The organism is Dyella sp. 01N36, assembly GCF_056399745.1.
On sequence record NZ_JBFTRY010000320.1, the window covers coordinates 1 to 2,379 of the forward strand.

2 protein-coding genes are annotated in these 2,379 nt (G+C 62.9%); one reads left to right on the plus strand and one right to left on the minus strand.

Features of this window, described 5'->3' with window-relative positions; all coding sequences use genetic code 11:
- Positions 1 to 630 (minus strand): GTP-binding protein (locus AC1DMG_RS21635; RefSeq protein ID WP_477181100.1); only part of this gene is annotated, 630 nt, incomplete at its 3' end.
- A 380-nt stretch (positions 631 to 1,010) separates the two neighbouring features.
- Here AC1DMG_RS21635 and AC1DMG_RS21640 point away from each other — a divergent pair.
- A partial coding sequence (locus tag AC1DMG_RS21640) for a TonB-dependent receptor plug domain-containing protein (protein WP_477181101.1) occupies positions 1,011 to 2,379 on the plus strand: 1,369 nt, incomplete at its 3' end.

Consider the following 2,379-nt stretch of genomic DNA (forward strand, 5'->3'; position numbering starts at 1 on the left):
GCTGGCCACTTCGTTGAGCGGCACGGTATCCCACGGGCTGTCCTTGTCGTCGCCCTTCCACAGATAGGCGACGCCGGCGACCAGATCGGCCATGCCGACGAATTCGTCGTGGCTGCCCAGCGGCACCTGGCACAGCAGCACGCTCGCACCAAGGCGCTCGCGGATGCCCTTCACGCAGTGCTCGAAGTTCGCGCCGGTGCGATCCATCTTGTTGACGTAGCACAGGCGCGGCACGTTGTACTGGTCGGCCAGGCGCCAGTTCGTCTCGGTCTGCGGTTCCACGCCGGCCACACCGTCGAACACCACCACCGCGCCGTCGAGCACGCGCAGGCTGCGATTCACCTCGATGGTGAAATCGACGTGTCCCGGCGTATCGATCAAGTTGATCTGGTGACCTTTCCACTCGGTGGATACCGCCGCCGACTGGATGGTGATGCCGCGCTTGCGTTCCTGTTCCAGATAATCGGTGGTGGTGGAACCCTTGCCGTCCTTGGTGTCGTGCACGTCGACGATCTGATGCTTCTTGCCGGTGTAGTACAGGATGCGCTCGGTCGTGGTGGTCTTGCCGGCATCGATGTGCGCGATGATGCCGATGTTGCGATACAGCTCAAGCGACTTCTTGCGTGCCATGGGGTCCTGCCTTGATGAAAAGGTGCAATCCGACCAGGCACGCCACCCGTCACGACAGGTGCCCAGCGCTCCGCCCGATATAGGGTCGTTCAGCCAAGCATCAACGTTGCGTGAAAACCCATGTAATCAGCCACTTGCGAAATCACCCGCGCAAGCCTCGGTGAAAACCCGGCCTAAGGCCGCGCCGGAACGCCCGTCCGCCGCGCCGCCAGGACGGCGTCGCACAGGCATGCTCATGACGCCACGGCATGAGCAAATCAGCAAATGTCATTGGACATGTTTAGACGTCTATACCGCTGTTGACTCGCGCAAACAATCGCCGTTAGCCTGCGATTGCTGCATCGCATCACTGTGTTTTTTTGACTGGGGAATTACGTCGCATGCCTAAGAATTCCGTCGGCCTGAAGGCCGCGCCAAGCGTCCTTGCCGTTGCACTGCTTTCCATCCTTTCGCAAGCCTCCGCGCAGGACGCCGCCCCACCGCCGTCCACTGAAAGCGCGAAGAAGCTCGGCACTGTCATCGTCACCGGCACGCGCGCCGACAACCGCACCGAGAGCAGCTCGCTCACACCCATCGACGTCGTCTCGGCGCAAACGCTCAAGCAGACCGGCACCACCGAACTGACTACCGCACTGGCGCGCATCATTCCGTCGCTGACCTTCCCGCGCCCCTCGGCCGCCGATACCGCCGACTCGCAACGCCCGGCGCAGCTGCGTGGTCTTTCGCCGGATCAGGTGCTGGTGCTGGTCGACGGCAAGCGCTGGCATCCCGGCGCCATCCTGATCACCAATGGCGTGCTCGGCCGCGGTTCGCAGGCGGTGGACCTCAACACCATTCCCATTGGCGCGGTGGATCACATCGAAGTGCTGCGCGATGGCGCATCCGCGCAGTACGGCTCCGATGCCATCGCGGGCGTGATCAACATCGTGTTGAAGAAAGGCGCCCAAGGCGGCGAAGTGGACGTCACCGGTGGCCAGTATTCCGCAGGTGATGGTCGCCAATGGCAAGGTTCGGCCAACTTCGGCATTCCACTCAGCGACAAGGGATGGATACGCTTCACGCTGCAGGACGGCAACCAGGATTACACCAACCGGGCCGAGCCCAATCGCACGCGTCCTGCGGAGGGCACCACGCAGCGCTACGGCGACCCGGCGGTGCAGGATCACAACCTGTTCCTGAACTCGCAGTTCGACCTCACGCCGAACGTGCAGCTTTACGCCTTTGGCCACTACAGCGAGCGCAACACCACCTCGCCTGCGTTCTTCCGCAATCTGGCCAACAGCAACTCGGTGCCGTCGCTCTATCCGAACGGCTATCTGCCGCTGGAACACGCGGACTCCACCGATCGTTCGCTGGTGATCGGCGTACGCGGCAAAACGGATGGCGGCTGGCGTTGGGACGTGAGCGGCAATTACGGCGGCAACCGCGTGTCGTATGCCACCGAGAACAGCGTCAATCGCGCGTTCCTGCATGACTTTGGCTATAGCCCCACCCAGTTCCACGACGGCATCCTCAACTCGTCCCAGCAGTCGTTCGACGTGGACATTGCCAGGGAATTCTCCACCAGCTGGCTGCCCAACCCGGTGACGCTGGCCTTTGGTGCGGAATACCTGCGCCAGACCTATGAGATCGATGCGGGCGACCTGACCTCCTGGTACACCGGCACCTCGGGCGTGTCCGGCGGCGCCCAGGGTTTTGGCGGTTACCAGCCGACGGATGCGGGCTCCTATAGTCGCCACGACGTAGCCG